The organism is Pseudomonas morbosilactucae (assembly GCF_023241665.1).
GTDB classification, from domain to species: Bacteria; Pseudomonadota; Gammaproteobacteria; order Pseudomonadales; family Pseudomonadaceae; genus Aquipseudomonas; species Aquipseudomonas morbosilactucae.
In genome coordinates this window covers 144,497-168,892 of the sequence record NZ_JALQCX010000009.1, presented here as the reverse complement: position 1 = coordinate 168,892, position 24,396 = coordinate 144,497, and the positions used below count along the sequence as shown (strand labels likewise).

Annotated in this window: 19 protein-coding genes and 1 pseudogene; 12 read left to right on the top strand and 8 right to left on the bottom strand. The window is 61.3% G+C overall.

The window, feature by feature from the left end:
• Both M1B35_RS05790 and M1B35_RS05785 read left to right on the top strand, forming a co-directional pair.
• On the top strand, window positions 1-157 hold a 157-nt coding region (locus tag M1B35_RS05790; protein ID WP_482827994.1), incomplete at its 5' end, for a GIY-YIG nuclease family protein.
• An 88-nt stretch (window positions 158-245) separates the two neighbouring features.
• A complete protein-coding gene (locus M1B35_RS05785; RefSeq protein ID WP_268261443.1) occupies window positions 246-1,181 on the top strand; it encodes a glutathione S-transferase family protein in 936 nt (311 codons plus the stop codon).
• A 76-nt stretch (window positions 1,182-1,257) separates the two neighbouring features.
• Here the strand turns inward: M1B35_RS05785 and M1B35_RS05780 are convergent, their stop codons facing one another.
• Together M1B35_RS05780 and yejK are read right to left on the bottom strand one after the other, a co-directional pair.
• Window positions 1,258-1,611: a glutaredoxin family protein gene (locus M1B35_RS05780; RefSeq protein WP_268261442.1), complete on the bottom strand. Its 354-nt coding sequence runs from the start codon at window positions 1,609-1,611 to the stop codon at window positions 1,258-1,260.
• The gene (gene yejK / locus M1B35_RS05775; RefSeq protein WP_123336905.1) at window positions 1,611-2,615 is read right to left on the bottom strand and encodes a nucleoid-associated protein YejK; all 1,005 of its coding nucleotides are present in this window, start codon (window positions 2,613-2,615) and stop codon (window positions 1,611-1,613) included. Before yejK ends, M1B35_RS05780 begins: the two co-directional genes overlap by 1 nt.
• A 395-nt stretch (window positions 2,616-3,010) precedes the next feature.
• Between yejK and M1B35_RS05770 the strand changes: the two genes are divergently transcribed.
• Window positions 3,011-3,292: an HU family DNA-binding protein gene (locus M1B35_RS05770; RefSeq protein ID WP_003440137.1), complete on the top strand. Its 282-nt coding sequence runs from the start codon at window positions 3,011-3,013 to the stop codon at window positions 3,290-3,292.
• A gap of 126 nt (window positions 3,293-3,418) precedes the next feature.
• On the opposite strand, the gene rlmF is transcribed toward M1B35_RS05770, so the two are convergent.
• The 5 genes from rlmF to M1B35_RS05745 form a co-directional block, all read right to left on the bottom strand.
• Window positions 3,419-4,444 (bottom strand): 23S rRNA (adenine(1618)-N(6))-methyltransferase RlmF, encoded by a 1,026-nt coding sequence (gene rlmF, locus M1B35_RS05765; protein ID WP_123336904.1) that lies wholly within the window; start codon window positions 4,442-4,444, stop codon window positions 3,419-3,421.
• Window positions 4,445-4,626: 182 nt separating this feature from the next.
• Complete coding sequence (locus M1B35_RS05760; RefSeq protein ID WP_268261441.1) at window positions 4,627-7,473, bottom strand: valine--tRNA ligase; 2,847 nt, start codon at window positions 7,471-7,473, stop codon at window positions 4,627-4,629.
• 135 nt (window positions 7,474-7,608) lie between these two features.
• Window positions 7,609-8,064, bottom strand: a complete 456-nt coding sequence (locus M1B35_RS05755) for a DNA polymerase III subunit chi (protein ID WP_268261440.1) — start codon at window positions 8,062-8,064, stop codon at window positions 7,609-7,611.
• A gap of 7 nt (window positions 8,065-8,071) precedes the next feature.
• Window positions 8,072-8,500: a DNA polymerase III subunit chi gene (locus M1B35_RS05750; RefSeq protein WP_123336898.1), complete on the bottom strand. Its 429-nt coding sequence runs from the start codon at window positions 8,498-8,500 to the stop codon at window positions 8,072-8,074.
• A gap of 60 nt (window positions 8,501-8,560) precedes the next feature.
• Entirely contained in the window at window positions 8,561-10,051 is a 1,491-nt protein-coding gene (locus M1B35_RS05745) for a leucyl aminopeptidase (protein WP_123336897.1), read from the bottom strand.
• A 302-nt stretch (window positions 10,052-10,353) separates the two neighbouring features.
• Between M1B35_RS05745 and lptF the strand changes: the two genes are divergently transcribed.
• The 8 genes from lptF to pdxJ all read left to right on the top strand — a co-directional run bounded on the left by lptF (window position 10,354) and on the right by pdxJ (window position 18,697).
• Complete coding sequence (gene lptF / locus M1B35_RS05740; protein ID WP_123336895.1) at window positions 10,354-11,472, top strand: LPS export ABC transporter permease LptF; 1,119 nt, start codon at window positions 10,354-10,356, stop codon at window positions 11,470-11,472.
• On the top strand, window positions 11,465-12,526 hold the full coding sequence (lptG, locus tag M1B35_RS05735; RefSeq protein ID WP_123336893.1) for an LPS export ABC transporter permease LptG: 1,062 nt from the start codon (window positions 11,465-11,467) through the stop codon (window positions 12,524-12,526). The genes lptF and lptG overlap by 8 nt, the downstream gene beginning before the upstream one ends.
• Before the next feature lie 169 nt (window positions 12,527-12,695).
• A complete protein-coding gene (gene lepA / locus M1B35_RS05730; protein WP_123336891.1) occupies window positions 12,696-14,495 on the top strand; it encodes a translation elongation factor 4 in 1,800 nt (599 codons plus the stop codon).
• A gap of 5 nt (window positions 14,496-14,500) precedes the next feature.
• The gene (lepB, locus tag M1B35_RS05725; protein WP_268261439.1) at window positions 14,501-15,352 is read left to right on the top strand and encodes a signal peptidase I; all 852 of its coding nucleotides are present in this window, start codon (window positions 14,501-14,503) and stop codon (window positions 15,350-15,352) included.
• Between the two features lie 166 nt (window positions 15,353-15,518).
• Window positions 15,519-16,208 (top strand): ribonuclease III, encoded by a 690-nt coding sequence (gene rnc / locus M1B35_RS05720; protein WP_123336887.1) that lies wholly within the window; start codon window positions 15,519-15,521, stop codon window positions 16,206-16,208.
• Window positions 16,201-17,103, top strand: a complete 903-nt coding sequence (gene era / locus M1B35_RS05715; protein WP_123336885.1) for a GTPase Era — start codon at window positions 16,201-16,203, stop codon at window positions 17,101-17,103. The genes rnc and era overlap by 8 nt, the downstream gene beginning before the upstream one ends.
• 111 nt (window positions 17,104-17,214) lie before the next feature.
• Window positions 17,215-17,904, top strand: coding sequence for a DNA repair protein RecO (recO, locus tag M1B35_RS05710; protein WP_123336883.1), 690 nt, complete (start codon window positions 17,215-17,217; stop codon window positions 17,902-17,904).
• A 49-nt stretch (window positions 17,905-17,953) separates the two neighbouring features.
• Window positions 17,954-18,697: a pyridoxine 5'-phosphate synthase gene (pdxJ, locus tag M1B35_RS05705; RefSeq protein ID WP_268261438.1), complete on the top strand. Its 744-nt coding sequence runs from the start codon at window positions 17,954-17,956 to the stop codon at window positions 18,695-18,697.
• Between the two features lie 54 nt (window positions 18,698-18,751).
• Here pdxJ and mltF read toward each other — a convergent pair whose 3' ends face one another.
• Window positions 18,752-20,212 (bottom strand): membrane-bound lytic murein transglycosylase MltF, encoded by a 1,461-nt coding sequence (mltF, locus tag M1B35_RS05700; protein WP_123336880.1) that lies wholly within the window; start codon window positions 20,210-20,212, stop codon window positions 18,752-18,754.
• Between the two features lie 287 nt (window positions 20,213-20,499).
• Between mltF and purL the strand changes: the two are divergent.
• A pseudogene (gene purL, locus M1B35_RS05695) lies at window positions 20,500-24,395 on the top strand (phosphoribosylformylglycinamidine synthase).
• The last annotated feature ends 1 nt before the right edge of the window (window position 24,396 follow it).

Genomic DNA, 24,396 nt, shown 5'->3' with positions numbered 1-24,396 from the left:
TTTTTTTCTCTCCAGCCCGGCGGTGGCCCTGGTGTACACCGAAGCCTGCCGCGATAAAGGCGAAGCCTTGCGCCAGGAACGCCTGATCAAGAGGCTTAAAAAGAGCGCCAAGGAATGCCTGGTGGCGACGGCTGCGGCGGCGGGCTTATCACGCTGACTGATACGGGCTCATCAGGCGGATCGGTAGGCTGCTCAGTCATTGCGCGCTAAGCTCAATCTCTCCTACCCGTGCGACGGATCCCAGCATGTCAGAGTTGATTCTCCATCATTACCCGACGTCTCCTTTTGCGGAAAAAGCCCGCCTGCTGCTGGGCTTCAAGGGCCTGTCCTGGCGTTCCGTGAAGATTTCCCCGGTGATGCCCAAACCCGATCTGACTGCCTTGACCGGTGGCTATCGCAAGACCCCAGTGCTGCAGGTCGGTGCCGATATCTACTGTGACACGGCCCTGATTGCCCGCCGCCTGGAGCAGGAAAAAGCCTCGCCGGCACTGTTCCCCGAAGGCCAGGAAATGATCGTCGCCACCTTCGCCGCCTGGATCGATTCTGTGGTGTTCCAGCATGCGGTGAGCCTGGTGTTCCAGCCGGAGTCGGCAGCGGTGCGTTTCGGTAAATTGCCCCCCGAAGCCCTCAAGGCCTTTATCGCTGATCGCGCAGGCTTGTTCAGTGGCGGCAGCGCGACGCGGGTGCCGCTGGAGCTGGCCCAGCATCAATGGCCGACGTTGATGGCGCGCCTGGAGTTGCAGTTGCAGCGTGAGCAGGGCGACTACCTCTTCGGCGAACCGTCGATTGCCGACTTTGCCCTGGCTCACCCGTTGTGGTTCCTCAAAGGCACGCCGGTGACTGCGCCGTTGGTGGATGCTTACCCGGCGGTCTCGGCCTGGCTGGCCCGGGTGCTGGGTTTTGGTCACGGCGCCTCCAGCGAGATGAGTTCGGAAGAGGCCCTGGAAGTGGCCCGCAACGCCACGCCGGCGGCGTTGCCGGACGAGTCGTGGGTCGACCCCAATGGCTTCAAGGCAGGGCAGCAGGTGGTGATTGCGGCGACCGACTATGGCGTCGATCCGGTGGTAGGGGAGTTGTTGTTCGCCGGTACGGAAGAGCTGATTCTGCGTCGCCAGGAGCCGCGTGCCGGCGAGGTCCACGTGCACTTCCCGCGCCTGGGCTTTCGCATCCAGCCCCAATAAACCCATATCCCCCTTGTAGGCGCTGGCTTGCCAGCGATGCCGTTGCTGAATCCAGCGCAAGGCTCAGTGGCGGCCCCTACGGGGTCAAGGCAGCCATGATGGCGTCGGGGTCGTAGGTGCGGAGCAGGGTGCCGTTCACATCGAGGATCGGAATCCCGGCGCCGCCCAATGCGCTGTAGGCCTTGCGCGCATTGACGTCTTTCTCGATGTCGAATTCCTGGTACGGGATGCCTTTTTGATCGAGAAAGCGCCGGGTGGCCTTGCAGTAGCCGCACCAGTCGGTGGCGTAGAGCACCACCTTGGCCTTGGCGCGAATCTCTTCGGAAACCACCGCCGACGGGTTGAAGACCCGCTCGATCTTGCCCCAGTTCTGATAGACCACCACCAGTAACAGGATCAGCAGGAACTTCTTCAGTACGCCTTGGAGCATCAGTTGCGACGCTTGAGCTGGTCGGTCAACTGGGTCGGCAGGCCCTTGATAATCAAGGTCCCGGCCTCTTCGTCGTATTCGATCTTCGAACCCAGCAGGTGCGCTTCGAAACTGATGGACAGGCCCTCGGCCCGGCCGGTGAAACGGCGGAACTGGTTGAGGGTGCGTTTGTCCGCCGGAATCTCCGGGGACAGGCCGTAGTCCTTGTTACGGATATGGTCGTAGAAGGCCTTGGGTCGGTCCTCGTCGATCAGTTCCGACAACTCTTCCAGGCCCATGGGTTCACCGAGCTTGGCTTGGCTGCTAGCGTAATCCACCAGGGTCTTGGTTTTCTCCCGGGCCGACTCTTCCGGCAGGTCCTCGCTCTCGACGAAGTCGCTGAAGGCCTTGAGCAGGGTGCGGGTTTCACCGGGGCCGTCGACGCCTTCCTGGCAGCCGATAAAGTCGCGGAAGTACTCCGAGACTTTCTTGCCATTCTTGCCCTTGATAAACGAGATGTACTGCTTGGACTGCTGGTTGTTGCGCCACTCGGAGATATTGATCCGCGCCGCCAGGTGCAACTGGCCCAGGTCCAGGTGCCGGGATGGGGTCACGTCCAGCTCGTCGGTGACCGCCACGCCTTCGCTGTGGTGCAGCAGAGCGATGGCCAGGTAATCGGTCATGCCTTGCTGATAGTGGGCGAACAGCACGTGGCCGCCGGTGGAGAGGTTGGATTCTTCCATCAGCTTTTGCAGGTGTTCCACCGCCACCCGGCTGAACGCGGTGAAGTCCTGGCCGCCGTCGAGGTAGTCCTTCAGCCAGCCGCTGAAAGGAAAGGCACCGGACTCGGGGTGGAACAGGCCCCAGGCTTTGCCTTGCTTGGCGTTGTAGCTCTCGTTGAGGTCGGCGAGCATGTTCTCGATCGCGGCGGACTCAGCCAGTTCGGAGTCTCGGGCATGAAGAACTGCGGGTGTGCCGTCGGGTTTTTTGTCGATCAGGTGGACGATGCAATGACGGATCGGCATGGGCTTCTCGGCTGGTTGAATGGGGGAGGGCGCGCTCCCCGAAAAAGTGCGCAGTGTACCGCACCCATTGGTTTTGGCGTGGTTTGCCAGGCCATCGGCGGGTCTCCGGTCGGCCTTATGCATTTTTTTACCGATTTAGAGCAATAAAGCTGACCAAATGGCTAGGTAGAGGCGGATATTTCCCCGTCTCTGTGCTAGTTTTGCCCCGTCTTACGCGATGTCTCAGCGTTAAGCGTGCATTCAGCATTTGTCGGGTCGAACCAAACCCTGATTTCGGTATCTATAACCCCGATCTGTCGTGGTTGTGACCGGGGTGCCAGACCCAAAAGATCTGGCTCGATGGCTGACACTGCACTCTGCAATCCAAATGAATTTGATAGGGAAGGAACACCACAATGGCTATTACTAAAGACCAACTGATCGCTGATATCGCTGAAGCTATCGACGCGCCGAAAACCACCGCGCGTAACGCTCTGGACCAACTGGCTCAGATCGTTGCTGATCAATTGGAAAATGGCGGCGAAATCACTCTGCCAGGTATCGGCAAGCTGAAAGTGACCGAGCGTCCTGCCCGTACTGGCCGTAACCCTTCGACTGGCGCTGCCATCGAAATCGCTGCCAAGAAAGTTATCAAGCTGGTTGTGGCTAAAGGCCTGACCGACGCTGTTAACAAGTAAGACTTGCAGTAGAACCGTGTCACGGAGCCTTCCTGACACGGTTTGCCCGCTCAAGGGCGCAACGATTTACGCAAGGTAAATCGCCGCTTCATCTCTCGTGAATGTCCCTCTTCGCTGTTCTTCGTACTAGTCCTTCTGCGCCCAGCGTTCCTGGCGCCAGGCCTGTTGCTGTGCCTTGTCCTTGAAGGTCCAGGCGACAAAGCGGCTCTGCTTCTGCCCCTGGGACATTTCCACGACCTGGCTTTCCAGGGCACCGGCTTTTTTCAGCGCGGTTTGAATGGCTGGCAGGTTCGACGCTTTCGACACCAGCGTGCTGAACCACAGTACTTTGTGCTGGAAATGCGCGCTTTCAGCGATCAGTTGCGTCACAAAGCGCGCTTCGCCGCCTTCACACCACAGTTCTGCCGATTGGCCACCGAAGTTCAGTACCGGCAACTTGCGTTTGGGGTCGGCTTTGCCCAGTGCGCGCCATTTACGCTCGCTGCCCTTGGTCGCCTCATCCATGGAGGCATGGAACGGCGGGTTGCACATGGTCAGGTCAAAGCGCTCGCCCGGCTCCAGCAGCCCCAGCAGGATCTGCTTGGGATTACTTTGCTGGCGCAGCTGGATTGCCTTGTTCAGTCCGTTGGACTGCACGATCGCCTTGGCGGAGGCCACGGCAATCGGGTCGACTTCCGACCCGAGGAAATGCCAGCGGTATTCGCTGTAGCCGATCAACGGGTAGACGCAGTTGGCGCCCATGCCGATGTCCAGCACCTTGACCGGCGCGCCGCGAGGGATCACGCCCTCGTTGACGCTGGCCAGCAGGTCGGCGAGGAAGTGCACATAGTCGGCACGCCCTGGCACCGGTGGGCACAGATAATCAGCCGGGATGTCCCAGTGATTGATGCCGTAGAAGGCCTTGAGCAACGCCCGGTTGAACACCCGCACTGCGTCGGGGCTGGCAAAGTCGATGCTTTCCTTGCCGTACGGGTTGAGGATCACGAACTGGGCCAGTTCTGGCGTGGTTTTGATCAGCGCCGGGAAGTCGTAACGGCCCTGGTGGCGGTTACGCGGGTGCAGGCTGGCCTCTTTCCGAGGAACCACGGCCTTGGCCGTGGTGGCGGGTTTTGGCTTCTTGCGCGGTGCTTTGGGTGTGCTGGGGGCGGTCATGGGGGATCGATTCGGGGGTGGTTCAAAGTGGCGGGCATTGTCACACAGGAGTGGCGGTAAGTTTCAAGCTACAAGCGACAAGTGATGATCCGGGCTGCCGGATCGGGTGTTTTGATGGTTTTTTTGCCATAAAAAAGGGAGACCCTCGCGGGCCTCCCTTTTTTACATCACGGTGTTCAGCGTTACAGGCTGGAAATCCGCGCGTGTTGCTCCGCCAGCTTGCTCAGGGCCTGTTCGGCCTCGGCCAGTTTGGCGCGTTCCTTGTCAATGACTTCGGCCGGAGCCTTGTCGACGAAGGAGGCATTGGACAGCTTGCCGCCGACCCGTTGCACTTCGCCTTGCAGGCGCTGGATTTCCTTGTCCAGGCGCGCCAGTTCGGCACCTTTGTCGATCAGGCCGGCCATTGGCACCAGCACTTCCATTTCACCGACCAGGGCGGTCGCGGACAGCGGAGCTTCTTCGCCTGCCGCCAGCACGGTGATGGATTCGAGCTTGGCCAGCTTCTTCAGCAGTGGCAGGTTCTCGTCGAGGCGACGCTGGTCTTCGGCGTTGACGTTCTTCAGGAACAGGGCCAGGGGCTTGCCCGGGCCGATGTTCATTTCCGCACGAATGCTCCGAGTGCCGAGCATCACGCCCTTGAGCCATTCGATGTCGTCTTCGGCGGCCGCATCGATGCGGGCCTCGACGGCTACCGGCCATGGCTGCAGCATGATGGTCTTGCCTTCGGCACCGGCCAGCGGCGCCAGGCGCTGCCAGATTTCTTCGGTGATGAACGGCATGAACGGATGCGCCAGGCGCAGGGCCACTTCCAGCACGCGCACCAGGGTGCGACGGGTGCCGCGCTGGCGTTCAACCGGCGCGTTCTCGTCCCACAGCACGGGCTTGGACAGCTCCAGGTACCAGTCGCAGTACTGGTTCCAGATGAACTCGTACAGCACCTGGGCGGCCAGGTCGAAACGGAACTGGTCGAGCTGGCGGGTCACTTCGGCTTCGGTGCGCTGCAGTTGGGAGATGATCCAGCGATCAGCCAGGGACAGCTCGTAGGCCTCGCCGTTCTGACCGCAGTCTTCACCCTTGTCCAGCACGTAGCGCGCGGCGTTCCAGATCTTGTTGCAGAAGTTGCGATAGCCTTCGACGCGGCCCATGTCGAACTTGATGTCGCGACCGGTGGACGCCAGGGAGCAGAAGGTGAAGCGCAGGGCGTCGGTGCCGTAGCTGGCGATGCCGTCGGGGAATTCGGCGCGGGTCTGCTTCTCGATGGGCTTCTCTAGCTTGGGCTGCATCAGACCGGTGGTGCGCTTCTGCACCAGGGCTTCGAGTTCGATGCCGTCGATGATGTCCAGCGGGTCAAGCACGTTGCCCTTGGACTTGGACATCTTCTGGCCCTGGCCGTCGCGAACCAGGCCGTGCACGTACACAGTCTTGAACGGGACTTGCGGGGTGCCGTCTTCGTTTTTCACCAAATGCATGGTGAGCATGATCATCCGGGCAACCCAGAAGAAAATGATGTCGAAACCGGTCACCAGCACATCGGTCGGGTGGAAGGTCTTGAGGAAGTCGGTCTGCTCTGGCCAGCCCAGGGTGGAGAAGGTCCACAGGCCCGAACTGAACCATGTGTCGAGCACGTCGTTGTCCTGTTGCAGGGCAACGTCCGGACCGAGGTTGTGCTTGGCGCGGACTTCGGCTTCGTCGCGGCCGACATAGACCTTGCCCGACTCGTCGTACCAGGCCGGGATGCGGTGGCCCCACCACAGCTGGCGGCTGATGCACCAGTCCTGGATGTCGCGCATCCAGGAGAAGTACATGTTCTCGTACTGCTTGGGTACGAAAGCGATACGGCCGTCTTCCACGGCGGCAATGGCAGGTTCTGCCAGCGGCTTGGTGGAGACGTACCACTGGTCGGTGAGCCACGGCTCGATAACGGTGCCGGAGCGGTCGCCCTTCGGCACTTTCAACGCGTGGTCGTCGACGCTGACCAGCAGGCCCAGGGCGTCGAAGGCGGCCACGATCTGCTTGCGCGCTTCAAAACGGTCAAGGCCGGCGTATTCGGCCGGGATCTTGCCGTCGATGCTTTCGTTCAAGGTGCCGTCCAGGTTGAACACCTGGCAGGCCGGCAGCACGGCCGCGTTCTTGTCGAAGATATTCAGCAGCGGCAGATTGTGGCGCTTGCCGACTTCGTAGTCGTTGAAATCGTGGGCCGGGGTGATTTTCACGCAGCCGGTGCCGAATTCAGGGTCGCAGTAGTCGTCGGCGATGATCGGGATGCGGCGGCCCACCAGGGGCAGCTCGACAAACTGGCCGATCAGGGCTTTGTAGCGTTCGTCCTCGGGGTTCACTGCGACAGCGGAGTCGCCGAGCATGGTTTCCGGGCGAGTGGTGGCCACGACCAGGTAATCCAGACCTTCAGCGGTCTTGGCACCGTCGGCCAGCGGGTAGCGCAGGTTCCACAGGAAGCCTTTCTCGTCGTGGTTTTCCACTTCCAGGTCGGAGATCGCCGTGTGCAGCTTGGTGTCCCAGTTGACCAGGCGCTTGCCGCGGTAGATCAGGCCATCTTCATGCAGGCGGACAAAGGCTTCTTTCACGGCTTCCGAGAGGCCGTCGTCCATGGTGAAGCGCTCGCGGCTCCAGTCCACTGAGGAGCCCAGGCGGCGGATCTGGCGGCTGATGTTGCCGCCGGACTGATCCTTCCATTCCCAGACTTTTTCGAGGAATTTTTCCCGGCCCAAATCATGGCGATTCTGGCCCTGGGCTTCGATCTGACGCTCCACCAGCATTTGCGTGGCGATACCGGCGTGGTCGGTGCCCGGTTGCCACAGGGTGTTGCGACCCTGCATGCGGCGGAAGCGGATCAAGGCATCCATGATTGCGTTGTTGAAGCCATGGCCCATGTGCAGGCTGCCAGTGACGTTCGGTGGCGGAATCATGATGGTGTAAGAGTCGCCCGCGCCTTGCGGGGCGAAGTAATTCTCGGACTCCCAGGTTTGGTACCAGGAAGTTTCAATGGCGTGCGGCTGGTAGGTCTTATCCATGCGCGGCGGGACCCTATTGGCATTTATTCAGGAAAAGCCGGGAAGTATAGCGGACCCGCCCAGCCGCAAGCTACCAGCCATCAGCGGCAAAAGGCACGCTGCGCCTCGGCTTTTCGTGCGGCTGGCGACGGTGGCTCAGGACTTGTGACTGGTCGCTGCGGCGAGCAACCGTTCCATCCTGGCTTCAAGGCGACGCTTGATTTCGGTTTCGATATGGGGGGCGAAGTCGTCGATCACGTCTTGCATGATCAATTGCGCGGCGGCGCGCAGTTCGCTGTCCAGGTGCAGCAGGGCGTCAGGCCCTTTGTTGACGACGGTCGGTGCTGGCGCGGCGGCGGGAGCCGGAGTGAGAGCAGGGGCAGGGCTGGCTGCGGGAGGCTGAACCGGGGCGGGGGAAGGTTCTGGGGTTTCAGCGGCGGCGACCGGTTGCTTGTCGCCGACCAGGTCGAACAGCAGGGGGATTTGCACATCGCCGCTGACGGTCTCGGTCAGCAGTGGCGGTTGCAGGTTGTCATCGCCGAGCAGTTGGCGGATCGACTCGAGGTCATCCAGCAGGTGCGCGGACTTTTGCAGCGGATTGGAAGTGTCCATCGGGTGCTCAGAGTCGCTGTAAACGGTGATCTTGCAGAGGATAGCCCTGTTCGCGGTAGAAACGGAAACTCTCGCGGGCGGCCTGACGAATAGTCGGATCTTCCACCACCACCTCGGCAATCCGGGCGAAACGTCCGGCAAAGGCCGGCACTTTCAAGTCCAGGTTTACCAGCAGGTCGTTGTGCGTGCCTGGGTCTTCACTCAACCCCAGGACGATCAGGCTGTCGGGCTCGCTTTCCGCCGGGCCGTGGGGCACGAAGGTTTCACCCTTGAAGCGCCACAGGCGGGCGTCCAGGTCGTCGCGTTGCTCGGCATCGCTGCAATGCAGGTAGATACGGTGGCCCATGCGCCAGGCTTTTTCAGTGAGCTTGCAGGCGAAATCCAGGCGCGCTGAAGGATCCGCGCTGGGCAGGATATAGAAGTCGACTTTGGTCATTGCGGTTCCTGAGCCTGGAAAAGCGCCGCCGATCGACGGCGCTCTTCGAGGTCATGGTTTTCAGGCTTTGGCACGGTCCAGCAGGTACTGGGTCAGCAGGGGAACTGGGCGGCCGGTGGCGCCTTTGTCCTTGCCGCCGCTGGTCCAGGCGGTGCCGGCGATGTCCAGGTGCGCCCAGTTGAATTGCTTGGCGAAGCGCGACAGGAAGCAGGCGGCGGTGATGGTGCCGGCTTTAGGCCCGCCGATGTTGGCGATGTCGGCGAACGGGCTGTCCAGTTGCTCCTGGTACTCGTCGAACAGCGGCAGTTGCCAGGCGCGGTCGTCAGCCTGTTGGCCGGCGCTCAGCAGTTGGCCGATCAGCTCGTCGTTGTTGCCCAGCAGGCCCGAGGTGTGGGAGCCCAGGGCAACGATGCAGGCGCCGGTCAGGGTGGCGATGTCGATCACCGATTGAGGCTTGAAGCGCTCGGCGTAGGTCAGGGCGTCGCACAGCACCAGGCGGCCTTCGGCGTCGGTGTTGAGGATTTCCACGGTCTGGCCGCTCATGGTGGTGACAATGTCGCCAGGGCGGGCCGCGCCACCGCTGGGCATGTTCTCGGCGCAGGCCAGGATGCACACCAGGTTGATCGGCAGCTTGAGTTCGAGCACTGCGCGCAGGGTCCCGAAGACGCTGGCCGCGCCGCCCATGTCGTACTTCATTTCATCCATGCCGGCGCCCGGCTTGAGGCTGATGCCGCCGGTGTCGAAGGTGATGCCTTTGCCGACCAGGGCGAAGGGCTTCTCGGATTTCTTGCCGCCGTTGTATTGCATGACGATCAGGCGTGGTGGCTGGTCGCTGCCCTGGCCCACGGCGTAGAACGAGCCCATGCCCAGTTCTTTGATTTTCTTCTCGTCGAAGACCTCAACCTTCAGGCCTTTGAACTCCTTGCCCAGGGCCTTGGCCTGTTCGCCAAGGAACGTCGGGTGGCAGATGTTTGGTGGCAGGTTGCCCAGGTCGCGGGTGAAGGCCATGCCATGGGCGATGGCGGTGGCGTGGGTCACGGCGCGCTCGACTTCAGCCTGGGCGGCCTTGATGGTCAGCAGGGTGATTTTCTTCAGGGCCCGGGGTTCGGCTTTCTGGCTCTTGAATTGGTCGAAGCTGTATTGACCGTCCACCAGGGTTTCCGCCAGCAGGCGGGTTTTGCCGTAGCTGTCGCGGCCTTTGACCACGACTTCGTCCAGGGCCAATGCAGCGTCGCTGCCGCCCAGACCTTTAAGGGTGTTGAGTACCGAGCTGATGATCTTGCGGAACGGGCGATCGCCCAGTTCGGCGTCTTTGCCGATGCCCACCAGCAGCACGCGTTCGGCCTTGAGGTTGGCGACAGTGTGCAGCAGCAGGCTCTGACCGACCTTGCCGGCCAGGTCGCCGCGCTTGAGCACTGCGCTGATGGCGCCGCCGCTCAGTTCGTCGAGTTGTTGGGCGACACTGCCAAGCTTGCGGCCTTCGCCGACGGCGACGACCAGGGTGGCGGTTTTCAAGGTTTGCGGGCTAACGCTTTTTACAACCAGTTCCATGTCGGGTCCCTGAGTCAGTGGTCAAAGAGCGCGGGCTTCAAGGCCCTGCGCCGAAATTGTCTATGTCTATATAGAAGAAGGGGTCGCCAGGCACCGACGACAAAGCCGCCAGTTTGAACCTCGCTGCCCAAGGCTGACAACCCTCGTGCGGTGCTTTAGAGCCCTGCCTGAGCAAGCGCAGTGACAGGCGCATGCAATCACAGGATAATGCGCCATCTTTTTTCGGCGGCTCAGCGTCCTGGGCCGGCTCGATACGTTTGCTTGTTTGGCCGCCTTAGCCTGACAACCCTGGAGTGTCTGGTTTGATCGTCTTTCGTTATCTATCCCGCGAAGTCCTGCTGACCCTGAGTGCCGTGAGCGCGGTGCTGCTGGTCATCATCATGAGCGGTCGTTTCGTCAAGTACCTGGCGCAAGCGGCTTCTGGCGCACTGGACCCCGGTTCGCTGTTTCTGATCATGGGCTTTCGCCTGCCGGGTTTTCTGCAGCTGATCCTGCCGCTGGGCCTGTTCCTCGGCATCCTCCTGGCCTATGGCCGGCTCTATCTCGAAAGCGAGATGACCGTGCTTTCGGCCACCGGTATGAGCCAGCAACGCCTGTTGGGCATCACCATGATTCCGGCCACCCTGGTGGCCCTGCTGGTGGCCTGGCTGAGCCTGGGCCTGGCGCCCCAAGGAGCCAACCAGTTCCAGTTGCTGCTGAACAAGCAAGACGCCCTGACCGAATTTGACACCCTGGTGCCGGGGCGCTTCCAGGCCCTGAACGACGGCACTCGGGTCACCTACACCGAGCAGTTGTCCGAAGACCGTGCCCGCCTGGGTGGTGTGTTCATTTCCGAGAAGCGCCTGAGCCAGCAGAAAAAGGACGAGGGCATCTCTGTGCTGGTGGCCGAGAAGGGCCACCAGGACATCCGTCCCGACGGCAGTCGCTACCTGATCTTGGAGAACGGTTATCGCTATGACGGTAACCCGGGCGAGGCTGACTACCGGGTGATCCAGTACGACACCTATGGCGTGCTGCTGGCCAAGCCGGACGTGAGCGACGAAGTGACCGATCGTGACGCCATGTCCACCCGTGACCTGCTGAGCAAGAGTGATGTGCGCGCCCATGCCGAATTGCAGTGGCGTTTCTCCCTGCCGCTGCTGGTGTTCATCGTGACCCTGATGGCGGTGCCCCTATCCCGGGTCAACCCGCGCCAGGGACGTTTCCTCAAGCTGATTCCGGCGATTCTTCTTTATATGGCTTACCTGACCATCCTGATTGCCGCCCGTGGCGCCCTGGAAAAGGGCAAGTTGTCGCCGTCCCTGGGGCTGTGGTGGGTGCACTTGCTGTTCTTGCTGATCGGCCTGGGGCTGATGTACTGGGAGCCGTTGCGCTTGAAACTGGCCGGTCGCCGTGGCGAGAAGGAGATGGCCCGTGGTTAAGCTCGATCGTTACATCGGCAGCAGTGTGCTGCTGGCTATCCTGGCCGTCCTGGGGATCATTCTCGGGCTGGCCTCGCTGTTTGCCTTTATCGATGAAATGGGCAGCGTCAGCGACAGCTACACCGTGATGGACGTGCTGGGGTACGTGTTGCTGACCGCGCCTCGGCGTCTTTACGAGATGCTGCCGATGGCAGGGCTGATCGGCTGCCTGATCGGCCTGGGCAGCCTGGCCAGCAATAGTGAGCTGACCATCATGCGCGCCGCCGGGGTGTCCGTCGGACGCATCGTCTGGGCGGTGATGAAGCCGATGCTGGTGCTGATGCTGGCGGGGATCCTGATTGGCGAATACGTGGCGCCTGCCACTGAAAGCCAGGCCCAGGCCAATCGTGCCCTGGCCCAGGGCTCCGGCGATGCGCAAAGCTCCAAGCATGGCCTGTGGCACCGCCAGGGCGAAGAGTTCATTCACATCAACGCCGTGCAACCCAGCGGCCTGTTGTATGGCGTGACCCGTTACCACTTCGATGACCAGCGGCACATGCTGTCGTCGAGTTTTGCCCGGCAGGCCCGTTACGAGAAGGATTACTGGCAGCTGACGGATGTCACCACCACTTACTTCCGTGAAGGGCATACCGAAGTCATCAAGGTGCCTGAAGAGCGTTGGGACGTGGCCTTGAGCCCGCAATTGCTCAGCACGGTGGTGATGGCGCCGGAGTCGTTGTCGATCAGCGGCTTGTGGGGCTACATCCATTACCTGGCCGACCAGGGCCTGAACAACGGTCGTTATTGGCTGGCGTTCTGGGTCAAGGTGTTGCAGCCGCTGGTGACCGCCGCGCTGGTGCTGATGGCGATTTCCTTCATCTTTGGGCCGCTGCGCTCGGTGACCCTGGGGCAACGGGTGTTCACCGGTGTGCTGGTGGGCTTTACCTTCCGCATCGCTCAGGACCTGCTGGGGCCGTCGAGCCTGGTCTTCGGCTTTTCGCCGTTGTTCGCGGTGCTGGTGCCGGCGGGGATTTGCGCTGTGGCGGGCTTCTGGCTGCTACGCCGGGCCGGTTGATCGCGGCGCCCGCTGCTTGCTGTAACGCCAACGCCCCCGGTCGCCAGACCGGGGCGTTTTGCATTTGACAACCGCTGACAGGCGAACGTGACGCTTGCGCCGAGTATCAGGTACAATTCCCGGCTATTTTTCGGCGGGCCTTGCCTGCAGCCTTTTTGAGTGTTCATCCGTGAGTGATTTGAGTCATATCCGCAATTTCTCCATCATCGCCCACATTGACCATGGCAAGTCGACTCTGGCCGATCGCTTTATCCAGATGTGCGGCGGCCTGGCCGAGCGTGAAATGGAAGCCCAGGTTCTGGACTCCATGGATCTCGAGCGTGAACGCGGGATCACCATCAAGGCCCACAGCGTCACCCTCTATTACAAAGCCAAAGACGGTGTGAACTACCAGCTGAACTTCATTGATACCCCGGGCCACGTTGACTTCACTTATGAAGTCAGCCGTTCCCTGGCGGCCTGTGAAGGTGCATTGCTGGTGGTCGATGCCGGCCAGGGCGTTGAAGCCCAGTCGGTTGCCAACTGCTACACCGCCATCGAGCAAGGCCTCGAGGTGATGCCCGTCCTGAACAAGATCGACCTGCCACAGGCCGATCCGGAGCGGGTCAAGGAAGAGATCGAGAAGATCATCGGTATCGATGCGACCGACGCCGTGACCTGCAGCGCCAAGACCGGCTTGGGCGTGGACGAGGTGCTCGAGCGTCTGGTGACCACCATTCCGGCGCCTACCGGCAATATCGAAGACCCGCTGCAAGCGCTGATCATCGACTCCTGGTTCGACAACTACCTGGGTGTTGTCTCCCTGGTACGTGTGCGCCACGGTCGGGTGAAGAAAGGCGACAAGATCCTGGTCAAATCCACCGGCAAGATCCACTTGGTGGACAGCGTCGGTGTGTTCAACCCGAAGCACACCGCCACCGTTGACCTCAAGGCCGGTGAAGTGGGCTTCATCATTGCCGGCATCAAGGACATTCACGGTGCGCCAGTGGGCGATACCTTGACCCTGAGCTCGACGCCGGACGTGGAAGTGCTGCCTGGCTTCAAACGTATCCAGCCGCAGGTTTACGCCGGCCTGTTCCCGGTCAGCTCCGACGACTTCGAAGACTTCCGTGAAGCCCTGCAAAAGCTCACCCTGAACGACTCGTCGCTGCAGTACACCCCGGAAAGCTCCGACGCCCTGGGCTTCGGCTTCCGCTGCGGCTTCCTCGGCATGCTGCACATGGAGATCATCCAGGAGCGCCTGGAGCGCGAATACGACCTGGACCTGATCACCACCGCGCCGACGGTTATTTTCGAGCTGCTGCTGAAGAACGGTGAAACGATTTACGTCGACAACCCGTCCAAGCTTCCAGACCTGTCGGCCATTGAAGACATGCGCGAGCCGATCGTGCGGGCCAACATTCTTGTGCCGCAAGAGCACCTGGGTAACGTCATAACCCTGTGCATCGAGAAGCGTGGCGTGCAGCACGACATGTTGTTCCTCGGCACCCAGGTCCAAGTGACCTACGACTTGCCGATGAACGAAGTGGTGCTGGACTTCTTCGACCGACTGAAATCCACCAGCCGTGGCTATGCTTCGCTGGATTACCATTTCGATCGTTATCAGTCGGCTAATCTGGTCAAGCTGGATGTGCTGATCAACGGTGAGAAAGTCGATGCCCTGGCGTTGATCGTGCACCGTGACAACGCCCACTACAAAGGGCGTGCGTTGACCGAAAAGATGAAAGAACTGATTCCTCGGCAGATGTTTGACGTGGCAATCCAGGCCGCCATTGGCGGGCAGATTGTGGCTCGGACAACGGTCAAGGCCCTCAGAAAGAACGTACTGGCCAAATGCTACGGTGGTGACGTTAGCCGTAAGCGCAAGCTGTTGGAGAAGCAGAAGGCCGGTAAGAAACGCATGAAGCAAGTGGGCAACGTGGAAATTCCACAAGAAGCCTTCCTTGCCGTGCTCAGGTTGGATAGTTAGGTCCTATGTCACTAAATTTCCCGCTGTTGCTGGTTATCGCTGTCGCCGTTTGCGGTCTTCTGGCGTTGCTCGATCTGGTGTTCTTCGCCCCGCGTCGGCGGACGGCCATCGCGTCCTATCAGGACAGCGTCAGCCAGCCTGATGTCGTGGTGGTCGAGAAGCTGAACAAAGAGCCGCTGCTGGTTGAGTACGGCAAGTCGTTCTTTCCGGTGTTGTTCCTGGTGCTGGTGCTGCGTTCGTTCCTGGTGGAGCCGTTTCAGATTCCTTCGGGATCGATGAAGCCCACCCTGGACGTTGGCGACTTCATCCTGGTGAACAAGTTTTCTTACGGGATCCGCTTGCCGGTGATCGACAAGAAAGTCATCGAGATCGGTAACCCGCAGCGCGGCGACGTGATGGTGTTCCGCTATCCGGCTGATCCGAGCGTCAATTACATCAAGCGTGTGATTGGCCTGCCGGGCGATGTCGTGCGCTATACCAATGACAAGCACCTGTATGTCAATGGGCAGTTGATCACCGATCAGATGATCGGCACCGTCTACGACCCGCAGTTGGGTGACGTAGCGGTGTACAAGGAGCAGGTCGGCGACTCCGAGCACATGGTCCACAAGGCCATTAATCGCTCGATGCAGGGCGGCCAGTGGACCGTTCCCGCCGGTCACTACTTCATGATGGGCGATAACCGCGACAACTCGAACGACAGCCGTTACTGGAACGATGCCAGCATTCCCAAGGAAATGCAGGGCATGGTCCCCGACGAAAATATCGTCGGCAAGGCCTTTGCGGTCTGGATGAGTTGGCCGGAACCCAAGTTCAGCCACCTGCCGAGTTTCTCGCGGGTCGGGTTGATCAAGTAAGACAAGCGGCGCTGTGAACACAGCGCCGAATGCTTTTCTAGGGCTCGGACAATTCGTCCGGCCCTGTGCACTACGCACAAGCTTGTAACAGTAGCCAGGATGTAAATTTGAACACAGCGTCAGTCGTCGATGGCCGCCGGTGCCACCAATCAGATATGGGTAAACCGTGAGCGTTTCTTTAAGCCGTCTCGAGCGTCAGCTCGGCTACACCTTCAAGGACCAGGAACTGATGGTCCTGGCCCTTACGCACCGCAGTTTTGCCGGGCGTAACAACGAACGCCTGGAATTCCTCGGTGATGCCATTCTCAACTTCGTCGCCGGCGAAGCGCTGTTCGAGCGTTTCCCCCAGGCTCGCGAAGGCCAGTTGTCGCGTTTGCGCGCGCGCCTGGTGAAAGGTGAAACACTGGCGGTGCTGGCCCGTGGTTTCGATTTGGGTGAATACCTGCGCCTGGGGTCTGGTGAGTTGAAGAGTGGCGGTTTCCGCCGTGAGTCGATCCTCGCCGATGCCCTGGAAGCCTTGATCGGTGCGATCTATCTGGATGCTGGCATGGAGACCGCCCGCGATCGCGTGCTGTCCTGGCTGACGTCCGAGTTCGAGAGCCTGACCCTGGTCGATACCAACAAGGATCCGAAAACCCGCCTGCAGGAATTCCTGCAGTCCCGGGCCTGTGAGCTACCGCGTTACGAAGTGGTGGATATCCAGGGTGAGCCGCATTGCCGGACGTTCTTCGTCGAATGCGAGATCACCTTACTGAACGAAAAAAGCCGAGGTCAGGGTGTGAGTCGTCGTATTGCCGAACAGGTAGCGGCCGCTGCAGCACTGATTGCCCTGGGCGTGGAGAATGGCCATGACTGATTCAACTGCAACACGCTGTGGCTATGTCGCCATCGTTGGCCGCCCGAACGTGGGCAAGTCGACGTTGCTGAACCACATTCTCGGCCAGAAGCTGGCGATCACCTCGCGCAAGCCGCAGACCACCCGCCACAACATGCTGGGCATCAAGACCGAAGGCAGCGTGCAAGCGGTCTACGTCGACACCCCGGGCATGCACAAAGGCGGCGAGAAAGCCCTGAACCGTTACATGAACAAGACCGCTTCGGCGGCGTTGAAAGACGTCGATGTGGTGATCTTCGTGGTGGATCGCACCAAGTGGACCGACGAAGACCAGATGGTTCTCGAGCGTGTTCAGTACGTGACCGGCCCGCTGATCGTCGCGCTGAACAAGACCGACCGCATCGAAGACAAAGCCGAGCTGATGCCGCACCTGAGCTGGTTGCAGGAACAGCTGCCGAATGCGCAGATCGTGCCGATCTCCGCTCAGCACGGGCACAACCTTGATGCCCTGGAAGGCCTGATCGCCCAGCACCTGCCGGAAAACGATCACTTCTTCCCAGAAGACCAGATCACCGACCGCAGCAGTCGTTTCCTCGCCGCAGAACTGGTGCGCGAGAAGATCATGCGCCAGTTGGGTGCTGAGCTGCCGTACCAGATCACCGTGGAAATCGAAGAGTTCAAGCAGCAGGGCAAGACCTTGCACATCCACGCCCTGATCCTGGTCGAGCGTGATGGCCAGAAGAAAATCATCATTGGTGACAAGGGTGAGCGCATCAAGCGCATCGGTACCGAGGCGCGTAAAGACATGGAGTTGCTGTTCGACTCCAAGGTCATGCTCAACCTCTGGGTCAAGGTCAAAGGCGGCTGGTCCGACGATGAACGCGCCCTGCGTTCCCTGGGCTACGGCGACCTCTAAAGCCCTCATCGGCAACCGGCACCTACCCCCTGTAGGAGCCGGCTTGCCGGCGATCCAGGTTCTCCAACCGAGCCTGCCCTCCCGGATCAACCCTGAGATCCTCTGCCAGCCATGTCCAGCAACGCCCCTCTCGGCCAGCCCGCTTATGTGTTGCACAGCCGCGCCTACCGCGAGAACAGCGCCCTGGTGGATTTCCTCACGCCCCAAGGTCGCCTGCGCGCAGTACTGCGCAGTGCCCGGGGCAAGGCCGGAACCCTGGCGCGGCCCTTCGTGCCTCTGGAAGTGGAATTTCGCGGGCGTGGCGAGCTGAAGAATGTCGGGCGCATGGAAAGTGCCGGGGTGTCCACCTGGCTCAATGGCGAGGCCCTGTTCAGTGGCCTGTACCTCAATGAACTGCTGATTCGCCTGCTCCCGGCGGAAGATCCCCACCCTGCGGTCTTTGACCATTACGCCGCGACCTTGCTGGCCCTGGCTGAAGGGCGCCCCCTGGAACCCTTGTTGCGCTCCTTCGAGTGGCGGCTGTTGGATGATCTGGGCTACGGCTTTGCCCTGGACGCGGACATTCATGGTGAGGCCATTGCAGCCGACGGCCTGTATCGCCTGCAAGTGGATGCCGGACTGGAGCGGGTCTACCTGTTGCAACCGGGGTTGTTCAACGGCACCGAGCTGCTGGCCATGGCTGAAGCCGACTGGAGCGCCGCTGGTGCCCTGTCGGCGGCCAAGCGCCTGATGCGCCAGGCCCTGGCGGTGCACTTGGGCGGTAGGCCCCTGGTCAGTCGCGAGTTGTTTCGCAAGCCTTAGTCTCCCCGTATGCTGTGCGCCGAATCTTCATTTATTCAGGAGCGCTTCCGTGAGCACCAGCAACCGCATTCTTCTCGGCGTGAACATCGACCACGTTGCTACCTTGCGCCAGGCCCGGGGTACCCGTTACCCCGATCCGGTCAAGGCGGCCCTGGACGCGGAAGAGGCGGGTGCTGATGGCATCACCGTGCACCTGCGCGAAGACCGCCGGCATATCCAGGAGCGCGACGTGTTGCTGCTCAAGGACGTGCTGCAGACCCGCATGAACTTCGAGATGGGCGTCACCGAAGAAATGATGGCGTTCGCCGAGCGTATCCGTCCGGCGCATATCTGCCTGGTGCCGGAAACCCGCCAGGAGCTGACCACCGAGGGTGGCCTGGATGTGGCCGGTCAGGAAGCGCGGATCAAGGCTGCGGTAGAGCGCCTGTCGAAGATCGGTGCCGAAGTGTCTTTGTTCATCGACGCCGACGAGCGTCAGATCGAAGCCTCGCGCCGGGTCGGCGCGCCGGCCATCGAGCTGCACACCGGGCGCTACGCCGATGCCCAGACCCCGAGCGAAGTGGCGGACGAACTGCAGCGCATTGTCGAAGGGGTGGCTGTGGGCTTGGCCCAGGGTTTGATCGTCAATGCCGGCCACGGCCTGCATTACCACAACGTTGAAGCCGTAGCGGCGATCAAGGGCATCAATGAACTGAACATCGGTCACGCCTTGGTGGCCCATGCGCTGTTCGTGGGTTTCAAAGGTGCAGTGGCAGAAATGAAGGCGTTGATCCTGGCGGCCGCAAAGGCCTGAGGAGTGATCGCCGGCGAGCCGGCTCCTGTGGGAGCAGGCTGGCCAGCGAAGGGCTTAAAGCGGCGGGTTTTCTTCCGTGGGCTTGGTCTTGTCTACGCCGGGCACATGCAGGTTGCCTTCGGCCACTTGGTCACCCTCCAGCTGCGGCTGGGTCACCCAGGTCAGAATGTCGTAGTAGCGACGGATGTTGGCCACGAAATGCACCGGCTCGCCGCCTCGGGCGTAGCCATAGCGGGTCTTGCTGTACCACTGCTTTTGCGACAGGCGCGGGAGCATTTTCTTCACGTCCAGCCACTTGTTGGGGTTGAGCCCCTCTTTTTCCGCCAGCTTGCGTGCGTCGTCCAGGTGGCCGGTGCCGACGTTATAGGCGGCGAGGGCGAACCAGGTGCGATCCGGCTCCTCGATCTTTTCATCCAACTGATCCTTGATCAGGGCCAGGTACTTGGCGCCGCCGCTGATGCTCTGCTTGGGGTCCAGGCGGTTGGACACGCCCATGGCCTGGGCGGTGTTCTGGGTCAGCATCATCAGGCCGCGTACGCCGGTCTTGGAGGTCACGGCCGGTTGCCACATGGACTCCTGATAACCCACGGCTGCCAGCAGGCGCCAGTCGACCTTTTCCGTTTTGGCCGAGGCCTTGAAGTGCTTTTCGTACTTGGGCAGGCGCTGTTGCAGGTGCTGGGCAAAGGTGTAGGCGCCGACGTAGCCGAGGACGTCCACGTGGCCGTAATAGCGGTCTTTCAAGCGTTGCAGGGTGCCGTTCTTCTCGACCTTGTCGAGGAACGCGTTGATCTCGTTGAGCAGGCTGTTGTCTTCGCCCGCAGCCACGGCCCAGCTCTGGCTCTTGGCATCGCCCAGGTCGAAGGCGACCCGCACGTTGGGGAAATACACCTGGTTCATTGCCAGTTCGTTGGAGTCCACCAGGGTCAAATCGATTTGGCCTTCATCGACCATGCGTAGCAGGTCGACCACCTCCACTGCATCGGACTCTTCGTATTCGATGCCGGGGTACTTGAGCTTGAGGTCCGCCAGCTGCTCGGCATGGGTGCTGCCCTTGAGCACCATGATGTGCTTGCCCACCAGGTTTTCCGGGGTGGTGGGGCGCGATTGGCCGTTGCGATAAATGATTTGCGGGGTGACTTCGAGGTAGGAGTGGGAAAACCGTACCTGTTGCTTGCGTTTGTCGCTGCTGACCAGGCCGGCAGCGGCGATCACCGGGCCGCCGGGCTTGCCTAGCTGGTCGAAGAGGTCGTCGAGGTTGTCGGCGGTTTCGATCTTCAGCTCCACCCCCAAATCGTCGGCGAAGCGCTTCACCAGCTCGTATTCGAAGCCGGTTTCGCCGTTGCGGTCCTGAAAGTAGGTGGCCGGGCTGTTACGGGTAACCACCCGCAGCACACCATCCTCCTTTACACGCTCCAGGGTGCTGGGTTTTTCAACACAGGCACCGAGCATCAGGAAGAGTCCAGTTGCGATAAGCCACTTGGCCCAGCGCGGACGTAACGCCATAGGGGAAAACATTTGCGCAGTATACGCAAAGGATAACGGCCGCCATATCTCGACAGCGAAGGGCTTGTCTGCTAGAGATTTCCGCTCCCGGCTGCAGCCCTCAAGAATGGGGCATCGGGCGCTGCCAACCCCTTGTAAATAACCCGTCTGAATGGCCTTGATCCCCCTTTGTTATAGGGGGCCAGTCATGGGCCGACGCCTGACCGCTGCCCTGCGTAGCGTTTCGAGTGCCGTTGCGGGCGGTTTACGTTAGAATGCACGGCCTCAAAGCACACCCCCTTCCCGAGGCTGTCCCGAAGATGTTGATCCTGCGCGGCGCTCCTGCCCTTTCTGCCTTTCGCCACAGCAAACTCCTTGAGCAACTGAGCCGATCTGTCCCGGCTGTCAGTGGCTTGTATGCTGAATTCGCTCACTTCGCCGAAGTTACCGGCGACCTGACCGGCGACGAACAGCAGGTGCTTGCGCGCCTTCTGAAGTACGGCCCAAGCGTACCGGTACAAGAACCCACCGGCCGACTGTTCCTGGTGTTGCCGCGTTTCGGCACCATCTCGCCCTGGTCGAGCAAGGCCAGCGATATCGCCCGCAACTGTGGCCTGGGCAAGATCCAGCGCCTGGAGCGTGGTATTGCGTTCTACGTGACCGGCGAGTTCAGCGAAGCTGAGGCGCAACAGGTCGCCGATGCCCTGCACGACCGCATGACCCAGATCGTCCTCGGCAACCTCGAGCAGGCATCCGGCTTGTTCAGCCACGCCGAGCCGAAGCCGCTGACCGCCATCGACATCCTCGGCGGCGGCCGCGCTGCGCTGGAGCAGGCCAACACCGAGTTGGGCCTGGCCCTGGCCGAAGACGAGATCGATTACCTGGTCAACGCCTTCATCGGCCTCAAGCGCAACCCGCACGACATCGAACTGATGATGTTCGCCCAGGCCAACTCCGAGCACTGCCGCCACAAGATCTTCAACGCCAGTTGGGATATTGACGGTCAGAGCCAGGAAAAAAGCCTGTTCGGCATGATCAAGAACACCTATCAGATGCACAGCGAAGGCGTGTTGTCGGCTTATAAAGACAACGCCTCGGTGATCGTCGCAACGTTGCCGGCCGCTTCTTCCCGGACCCTGAAACCCGCCAGTACGGCGCGGTGCAAGAGCCGGTGCATATCCTGATGAAGGTCGAGACCCATAACCACCCAACCGCGATCGCTCCCTTCCCGGGCGCGTCCACCGGTTCCGGCGGCGAGATTCGCGACGAAGGCGCCACCGGTCGTGGCGCCAAGCCCAAGGCTGGCCTGACCGGTTTCACCGTGTCCAACCTGCAGATCCCCGGCTTCGAACAGCCGTGGGAAGTGGCGTACGGCAAGCCTGAGCGCATTGTCACCGCGCTGGACATCATGATTGAAGGCCCGCTGGGCGGCGCTGCGTTCAACAACGAATTCGGTCGTCCGGCCCTGACCGGCTACTTCCGTACCTTCGAGCAGTCGATCAGCACGCCCCATGGCGACGAGGTTCGCGGTTACCACAAGCCGATCATGTTGGCCGGCGGCATGGGCAACATCCGTGAAGAACACGTCAAGAAAGGCGAAATCGTCGTGGGCTCCAAGCTGATCGTGCTCGGCGGCCCGGCGATGCTGATTGGCCTGGGCGGCGGCGCGGCTTCTTCCATGGCCACCGGCACCAGTTCGGCGGACCTGGACTTCGCGTCCGTTCAGCGTGAAAACCCTGAAATGGAGCGTCGTTGCCAGGAAGTGATCGACCGTTGCTGGCAGTTGGGCGACAAGAACCCGATCAGCTTCATCCACGACGTGGGGGCGGGCGGTCTGTCCAATGCCTTCCCGGAACTGGTCAACGACGGCGACCGCGGTGGTCGTTTCGAACTGCGCAACATTCCGAACGACGAGCCGGGCATGGCCCCGCACGAAATCTGGAGCAACGAATCCCAGGAGCGTTACGTCCTGGCGGTCGGCCCTGAAGACTTCGCGCGCTTCCAGGCCATCTGCGAACGTGAGCGTTGCCCGTTTGCCGTTGTCGGTGAAGCCACGGCCGAACCGCAGTTGACTGTCACGGATAGCCACTTCGGCAACAATCCGGTGGACATGCCACTGGAAGTGTTGCTGGGCAAGGCGCCGCGCATGCACCGTTCGGTGGTTCGCGAAGCTGAGCTGGGCGATGATTTCGATCCGAGCACCCTCGACATCGGCGAAAGCATCGAGCGCGTACTGCATCACCCGGCCGTCGCCAGCAAGAGCTTCCTGATCACCATCGGCGACCGCACCATCACCGGCCTTGTGGCCCGTGACCAGATGGTGGGTCCATGGCAGGTTCCGGTGGCCGACGTTGCCGTCACCGCCACCAGTTTTGACGTCTACACCGGTGAAGCCATGGCCATGGGCGAGCGGACGCCGCTGGCACTGCTGGACGCTCCGGCGTCTGGCCGTATGGCCATTGGTGAAACCCTGACCAACATCGCTGCCTCGCGCATCAACAAAATCTCCGACATCAAGTTGTCGGCGAACTGGATGTCCGCTGCCGGCCACCCGGGCGAAGACGCGCGTCTGTACGACACTGTGAAAGCGGTCGGCATGGAGCTGTGCCCTGAGCTGGGTATCACCATTCCGGTGGGCAAGGACTCGATGTCCATGGCCACCCGTTGGAACGACAACGGCGAAGACAAGACTGTCACGTCGCCGATGTCCCTGATCGTGACCGGCTTCGCGCCTGTAGCGGACGTCCGTCAGACCCTGACCCCGCAACTGCGCATGGACAAGGGCACCACCGATCTGATCCTGATCGACCTGGGTCGTGGCCAGAACCGCATGGGTGCGTCGATCCTCGCCCAGACCCATGGCAAGCTCGGCAAGCAGGCGCCGGACGTTGATGACGCTGAAGACCTCAAAGCCTTCTTCGCCGTGATCCAGGGCCTCAACGCCGACGGTCACCTGTTGGCGTACCACGACCGTTCCGACGGTGGTTTGCTGACCAGCGCTGTGGAAATGGCCTTTGCCGGTCACTGCGGCCTGAGCCTGAACCTCGACGGCCTGGCAGAAACGTCCGCTGACATCGCGGCAATCCTGTTCAACGAAGAGCTGGGTGCCGTCATCCAGGTTCGTCAGGACGCCACACCGGACATCCTCGCGCAGTTCAGCGCAGCGGGCTTGGGCGAGTGCGTGTCGGTGATCGGTCAGCCGATCAACAACGGCCAGATCATCATCACCTTCAACGGTGAGACCGTGTTCGAAGGCCAGCGTCGTCTGCTGCAACGCCAGTGGGCCGAGACCAGCTACCAGATTCAGCGCCTGCGTGATAACGCCGACTGCGCCGAGCAAGAGTTCGACGTGTTGCTGGAAGAAGACAACCCGGGCCTGAGCGTCAAGCTGAGCTTCGACGTGAACCAGGACGTGGCCGCGCCTTACATCAAGAAAGGCATCCGTCCACAGGTTGCCGTGCTGCGTGAGCAGGGCGTCAACGGTCAGGTGGAAATGGCTGCGGCGTTCGACCGTGCCGGCTTCAATGCCATCGACGTGCACATGAGCGACATTCTGGCCGGCCGTGTCGACCTGAACGAGTTCAAGGGCCTGGTGGCTTGCGGTGGTTTCTCCTACGGCGACGTGCTGGGTGCCGGTGAAGGCTGGGCCAAGTCGGCGCTGTTCAACAGCCGTGCCCGCGATGCGTTCCAGGGCTTCTTCGAGCGCAACGACAGCTTCACCCTCGGTGTGTGCAACGGTTGCCAGATGATGTCCAACCTGCACGAACTGATCCCGGGCAGCGAGTTCTGGCCGCACTTCGTGCGTAACCGTTCCGAGCAGTTCGAAGCCCGTGTGGCCATGGTCCAGGTGCAGGAGTCGAACTCGATCTTCCTGCAGGGCATGGCCGGTTCGCGTATGCCAATCGCTATCGCTCACGGTGAAGGTCATGCCGAGTTCGAAAGCGCCGAAGCCCTGCTGGAAGCCGACCTGTCCGGTTGCGTGGCTCTGCGTTTCGTCGACAACCACGGCAAGGTCACTGAAAACTACCCGGCCAACCCGAACGGCTCGCCGCGCGGGATCACCGGCCTCACCAGCCGCGACGGTCGCGTCACCATCATGATGCCGCACCCTGAGCGGGTGTTCCGTGCCGCGCAGAACTCCTGGCGTCCGGACGAGTGGAGCGAAGACGGCGCGTGGATGCGCATGTTCCGCAACGCTCGTGTGTGGGTGAACTAAG

Excerpts from the sequence above, each read along its gene's own strand:
- era (WP_123336885.1), top strand. The coding sequence starts at position 16,201 with ATGACTGATTCAACTGCAACACGCTGTGGCTATGTCGCCATCGTTGGC.
- mltF (WP_123336880.1), bottom strand. The coding sequence starts at position 20,212 with ATGTTTTCCCCTATGGCGTTACGTCCGCGCTGGGCCAAGTGGCTTATC.
- yejK (WP_123336905.1), bottom strand. The coding sequence starts at position 2,615 with ATGCCGATCCGTCATTGCATCGTCCACCTGATCGACAAAAAACCCGAC.
- lepB (WP_268261439.1), top strand. The coding sequence starts at position 14,501 with ATGTCACTAAATTTCCCGCTGTTGCTGGTTATCGCTGTCGCCGTTTGC.
- M1B35_RS05755 (WP_268261440.1), bottom strand. The coding sequence starts at position 8,064 with ATGGACACTTCCAATCCGCTGCAAAAGTCCGCGCACCTGCTGGATGAC.
- M1B35_RS05760 (WP_268261441.1), bottom strand. The coding sequence starts at position 7,473 with ATGGATAAGACCTACCAGCCGCACGCCATTGAAACTTCCTGGTACCAA.
- M1B35_RS05780 (WP_268261442.1), bottom strand. The coding sequence starts at position 1,611 with ATGCTCCAAGGCGTACTGAAGAAGTTCCTGCTGATCCTGTTACTGGTG.
- recO (WP_123336883.1), top strand. The coding sequence starts at position 17,215 with ATGTCCAGCAACGCCCCTCTCGGCCAGCCCGCTTATGTGTTGCACAGC.
- rlmF (WP_123336904.1), bottom strand. The coding sequence starts at position 4,444 with ATGACCGCCCCCAGCACACCCAAAGCACCGCGCAAGAAGCCAAAACCC.
- M1B35_RS05785 (WP_268261443.1), top strand. The coding sequence starts at position 246 with ATGTCAGAGTTGATTCTCCATCATTACCCGACGTCTCCTTTTGCGGAA.
- M1B35_RS05770 (WP_003440137.1), top strand. The coding sequence starts at position 3,011 with ATGGCTATTACTAAAGACCAACTGATCGCTGATATCGCTGAAGCTATC.
- M1B35_RS05750 (WP_123336898.1), bottom strand. The coding sequence starts at position 8,500 with ATGACCAAAGTCGACTTCTATATCCTGCCCAGCGCGGATCCTTCAGCG.
- M1B35_RS05745 (WP_123336897.1), bottom strand. The coding sequence starts at position 10,051 with ATGGAACTGGTTGTAAAAAGCGTTAGCCCGCAAACCTTGAAAACCGCC.